5 protein-coding genes and 1 pseudogene are annotated in these 4,723 nt (G+C 73.2%); 4 read left to right on the top strand and 2 right to left on the bottom strand.

From position 1 onward, the window contains the following. Positions 1-129: 129 nt before the first annotated feature. From L1885_RS23790 to L1885_RS23780, 3 genes are all read left to right on the top strand, one after another. Positions 130-618: an FtsB family cell division protein gene (locus L1885_RS23790; protein ID WP_235799219.1), complete on the top strand. Its 489-nt coding sequence runs from the start codon at positions 130-132 to the stop codon at positions 616-618. Positions 619-681: 63 nt separating this feature from the next. Beyond that, complete coding sequence (locus L1885_RS23785; protein WP_235799217.1) at positions 682-1,257, top strand: DUF501 domain-containing protein; 576 nt, start codon at positions 682-684, stop codon at positions 1,255-1,257. Next, positions 1,254-2,195 (top strand): Ppx/GppA phosphatase family protein, encoded by a 942-nt coding sequence (locus L1885_RS23780; RefSeq protein WP_235799216.1) that lies wholly within the window; start codon positions 1,254-1,256, stop codon positions 2,193-2,195. The genes L1885_RS23785 and L1885_RS23780 overlap by 4 nt, the downstream gene beginning before the upstream one ends. A 167-nt stretch (positions 2,196-2,362) precedes the next feature. Here the strand turns inward: L1885_RS23780 and L1885_RS23775 are convergent. Both L1885_RS23775 and L1885_RS23770 read right to left on the bottom strand, forming a co-directional pair. Then, positions 2,363-2,633 (bottom strand): annotated as a pseudogene (locus tag L1885_RS23775) (type II toxin-antitoxin system RelE family toxin). Further along, positions 2,630-2,911, bottom strand: coding sequence for a type II toxin-antitoxin system Phd/YefM family antitoxin (locus L1885_RS23770; RefSeq protein ID WP_235799215.1), 282 nt, complete (start codon positions 2,909-2,911; stop codon positions 2,630-2,632). The pseudogene L1885_RS23775 and the gene L1885_RS23770 overlap by 4 nt, the downstream one beginning before the upstream one ends. Positions 2,912-3,155: 244 nt before the next feature. Here L1885_RS23770 and L1885_RS23765 point away from each other — a divergent pair, with 244 nt between their 5' ends. Next, entirely contained in the window at positions 3,156-4,664 is a 1,509-nt protein-coding gene (locus L1885_RS23765) for a glycoside hydrolase family 30 protein (RefSeq protein WP_268984429.1), read from the top strand. The last annotated feature ends 59 nt before the right edge of the window (positions 4,665-4,723 follow it).

The following is a 4,723-nucleotide window of genomic DNA, read 5'->3' as shown; positions in this document are numbered from 1 at the left end:
GGCCGGCCGGCCGGCGAGCGCGCGAGCGGCAGCCGCCGACCCGCTCCGGGACGGGCGACGGGCGGCCGCTCCACCGGAGGCCGCCCCTCGGCCGGCCGGACGGACGACCGCTTCTCGACGGCGACGCGCCTGCGCGTGCTCGGCGAGCAGACGGCTGCCCGCGTCTACCGCTCGCAGAGCCGCAGACAGGCGCACCGCTCCCGGCTGACCGGCCGCGCGGCCTTCCTCGCGCTGGTGCTGTGCACACTCGTCGTCGCGCTCGCCTACCCGATGCGGCAGTACGTCTCGCAGCAGGGCGACATCGCCGACCAGCAGCGGACCGCGCGCGACGCGAAGAAGCAGGTCGAGACGTTGCGCGACGAGAAGGCGAGGCTGCAGGACGACGCGTACGTCGAGCGGCTCGCCCGCGAGCGCCTGCACTTCGTGATGCCCGGCGAGAAGGGCTACACGATGAACGCCCCGACCGCGGTCAAGCACGAGGAGCAGGCGGTCGGTCCCGCGAGCCGCCCCTGGTACGCGAACATGATGGACGACGTCGACCACGCGGACGCGGCGGCGGCGCCGGGCACCGCGACCGGTGCCGGCACCGGCGCGGCCAAGGCCGGCGCGAAGAACTGAGGCCGCGCGTGCGGGCCCGCACGCGCGGCCCCCCGACGAGCAGCAAGGCAGCACACAGCAGTCATGGAAACCCCTCCTCCGCAGACCGAACGCACCGAGCCGCCCACGGCGGACGACATCGCGGCCTTCGAGGCCCAACTGGGCCGGCCTCCGCGCGGTCTGCGCGCCATCGCGCACCGCTGCCCGTGCGGCCTGCCCGACGTGGTCGAGACCGCGCCGCGCCTGCCGGACGGGACGCCGTTCCCGACCACGTACTACCTGACCTGCCCGCGCGCCGCCTCCGCGATCGGCACGCTGGAGGCGAACGGGGTCATGAAGGAGATGACCGAGCGCCTCGCCACCGACCCCGAACTGGCCGCCGCCTACCGGGTCGCGCACGAGGACTACCTCGCGCGACGCGACGCGATCGAGGTGCTGGCCGGCTTCCCCAGCGCGGGCGGCATGCCCGAGCGCGTGAAGTGCCTGCACGTCCTCGTGGCGCACGCGCTGGTCGCGGGCCCCGGGGTCAATCCGCTGGGCGACGAGGCCGTCGCGATGCTGCCCGAGTGGTGGGCCAAGGGCCGCTGCGTCGGCGCCTCCTGCGTGGGCGGCGGGCGCGACGGGCACGTACAGGAAATGAAGACGGAGACGGGCGCATGACCAAGGTGGCGGGGATCGACTGCGGGACCAACTCGATCAGGCTGCTGGTCGCTGAGGCCGACCCGGACACGGGCGTGCTCACCGATCTGGACCGCCGGATGCAGATCGTGCGGCTCGGCCAGGGCGTGGACCGCACCGGCCGCCTGGCGCCCGAGGCGCTGGAGCGCACCTTCGCGGCCTGCCGCACGTACGCGGACGTCATCGAGGAGCACGGCGTCTCGGGCGTGCGCTTCGTCGCCACGTCCGCCTCGCGCGACGCCTCCAACCGCGACGACTTCGTACGGGGCGTCGTGGACATCCTCGGGGTGCGGCCCGAGGTCGTCACCGGCGACGAGGAGGCGAGGCTCTCCTTCACCGGGGCGACCCGTGAACTGGCCACCCACGACGAGGCGCTGGTCGTCGACATCGGCGGCGGCTCGACGGAGTTCGTGCTCGGCGACGAGCGGGTCACCGCGGCCCGCTCCGTCGACATCGGCTGCGTCCGGCTGACCGAGCGGCACCTCATGCGCGACGGCGCGCTCACCGACCCGCCCACGGCCCAGCAGATCGCGGCGGTCCGTGCCGACGTCGAGCGGGCGATCGACGAGGCCGAGGCGGTCGTCCCGCTGCGGGACGCCTCCACGCTGGTCGGCCTCGCCGGCTCGGTGACGACGGTCGGCGCGATCGCGCTGGGCCTCAGGGAGTACGACTCGGCCGCGGTCCACCGCTCCACGGTCTCCTACGAGAAGGTCGAAAGCATCACCTCGGCGCTGCTCGCGGCGACCCACGCGGAGCGCGCCGCGAACCCCGTCATCCACCCCGGCCGCGTCGACGTGATCGGCGTCGGGGCCCTCATCCTCCAGACGATCATGGAGCGGGTCTCGGCGTCCGAGGTCGTCGTCAGCGAGCACGACATCCTGGACGGCATCGCCTGGAGCGTGGCGGAGGCCGGGGCCTGACCGAGGGTGCCGGGAGCGGCGGGAGCACCGGGAGCACCGGGAGCACCGGGAGCGGCGAGGGGTGCCGGGCGGGCGGCTGAGCCGCGCCCGCCCGCGTGCCCGGCAGGTGCGCGGAGGGGGCCCGGGGGACAGGGGCGGGGGAGGCGGGCACGGGGCGGGCCCGCCTCTCAGAGGCTCCGGTGGATGTCGCGCCGGTTGCCGACCTTGACCACAAGGACGAGCAACTCCCCGTCGTCGACGCGGTGGGCGAACGCGGTAGGCGCCCACCCGCAGCCGGTACAGCCCGGACGGACCCACGAGTTTCCTGGTGCCGGCGTCCTCGCGGTGGGGGTCGTCACCCAGGGCGGTCAGCGCGGTGAGGATGCGCATGGCGTCGATCCTGCTGAGGTCCCGCAGCTTTCGTAGCGCCGCCGTGGTGAACCGGAAGGCGTATTTCACCCGGCGTCGTTCTTGTTTTCGGCGGCTTCGGCGAACAGGTCGGCCAGCAGCTCGGCCATGGTCATCGTGGGGCCGTTCTCCTTGAGGACCTTCTCCGCCTCCCGGGCCAGCAGCACGTCGGCCGCCTCCTCGAGTGCCTTGAAGTCGGCGATGGGCACTACGGCGGCCACGGGTACGCCGTTGCGCGTGATCACCGTCGGAGTGCCCTGCTCTGCCTGATGGATGTGGTCCGAGAGGTGGGCGCGTGCGTCCCGCACGGACACGCTGCCTTCTTCCATGACGTCAGCGTACGCAGAAATGTGTGCACGCGACGGCCGGCGCGAAGGCCCTGCCGGAGCCGACGCCGCCCTCCCGGGTCGTGCGCACCCCGCCGCGTTCACGGTCTTGACGGGTCCATGCCCGCGGGGTTTGACTCCCGTTCAGGTCCTGAAAGCGCTTTCGGCATCCGGGGCTCCCGCCGCCCGGCACCCACGCGTGCCGTCCGCCCCGTCCCGGCTCCACCCCCACCCCACGGAGAGTCAGATGCGTACACGTCCCCGGTCCCGCGCCCTCACCCTGGCCGCCGCCCTCCTCGCCACCGCCGGTCTCGCCGCGACCGGCGTCTCGGCCGCCGCCGCCCCCGGCCGCGCCGAGGCCCACGGCCCGTCCGCGCCCCGCCAGGTGGAGGCCTGGACCTCCGGCGCCAAGGGGCAGACCGGGGCGACCACGGAGCGGCTGAGCGCCGCGCCGGTGTCACCCGGCGCGCCGCAGGGCGGCACCACCGTCCGCGTCGACCCGCACGTGAAGTACCAGACGATGACCGGCTTCGGCGCCTCGATCACCGACTCCTCGGCGCAGGTCCTGTACGGCATACCGAAGGACCGGCGCGACACGGTCATGAAGAACCTCTTCGACCCGGCGACCGGCGACGGCACCAGCTTCCTGCGCCAGCCCATCGGCGCCTCGGACTTCGTCAAGGGCCCCGACTACAGCCTCGACGACGTGCCCGCCGGGCAGACCGACTACGGCATGAAGCACTTCTCCGTCGCGCACGACGAGAAGCAGATCCTGCCGCTGCTGAGGCAGGCGAAGAGGCTCGATCCGGAGCTGAAGATCGTCGGCACGCCCTGGTCGCCGCCCGCCTGGATGAAGACCGGCGGATCCATGATCGACGGCAAGCTGATCGACTCGCCCGCCGTCTACCGCGCGTACGCCGCCTACCTGGTCGACTTCGTCAAGGCGTACGCCGCCCACGGCGTGCCCGTCGACTACCTCACCGTGCAGAACGAGCCGCAGGCCCTGAACCGGAACAACTACCCCGGCTCGGACATGTCGTTCGAGCAGGAGGCGAAGGTCGTCGACGCGCTCGGGCCGGCGCTGAAGAAGGCCGGGCTGCGCACCAAGATCCTCGGCTACGACCACAACTGGTCCGAACACCCCAACGACATCAAGGCACATGAGGCCGTCGGCGAGGACCCCGAGGTCGACTACCCCTACGACCTCCTCGCGTCCGATGCGGCGAAGTGGCTCGACGGCACCGCCTACCACTGCTACGCGGGCGACGCCTCGGCCATGACGGCGCTGCGCGCCTCCTTCCCCGGCAAGGACATCTACGAGACGGAGTGCGAGGGCGGGACGATCACCACGGGCCTCGACTCGGTGAACAACTGGGCGAAGACGGTCGTGTACTGGAACATCGCGCTCGACGAGAACCACAACCCGCACCAGGGCGGCTGCGGGACCTGCAACGGCACCGTCACCGTCGACTCGAAGACGGGCGCCGTCACCTACAACTCCCAGTACTACGCCCTCGGCCACTTCGCGCGCTTCGTGCGGCCCGGGGCCGTGCACATCGGCGCGAGCGCCACGCGCAGCGACGCCACCGACAGCCCCGTGCAGACCTCGGCCTTCGTGAACACGGACGGGTCCACCGCGGTGGTCGCGCACAACACCAGCACCACGGCCGCCGAGCCGGTCACCGTGGTCGCGGGCGGGCGCGGCTTCACGGCCACGCTCGCCGCGGGCGCGACCGCGACGTACAGCTGGCGCTGACCGCCCCCCGGCGGGGCGGACGCCGAGCCGGGGCGGCGGGCCGTGGCCCTCCGCGGGCC

The organism is Streptomyces fuscigenes (genome assembly GCF_021556455.1).
Lineage (GTDB): Bacteria > Actinomycetota > Actinomycetes > Streptomycetales > Streptomycetaceae > Streptomyces > Streptomyces fuscigenes.
This window is presented reverse-complemented; position numbering and strand designations above follow the sequence as displayed.

Bases quoted from the DNA above. Each gene is read 5' to 3' on its own strand.
- L1885_RS23785 (WP_235799217.1), top strand. From the start codon at position 682: ATGGAAACCCCTCCTCCGCAGACCGAACGCACCGAGCCGCCCACGGCG.
- L1885_RS23780 (WP_235799216.1), top strand. From the start codon at position 1,254: ATGACCAAGGTGGCGGGGATCGACTGCGGGACCAACTCGATCAGGCTG.
- L1885_RS23770 (WP_235799215.1), bottom strand. From the start codon at position 2,911: ATGGAAGAAGGCAGCGTGTCCGTGCGGGACGCACGCGCCCACCTCTCG.
- L1885_RS23765 (WP_268984429.1), top strand. From the start codon at position 3,156: ATGCGTACACGTCCCCGGTCCCGCGCCCTCACCCTGGCCGCCGCCCTC.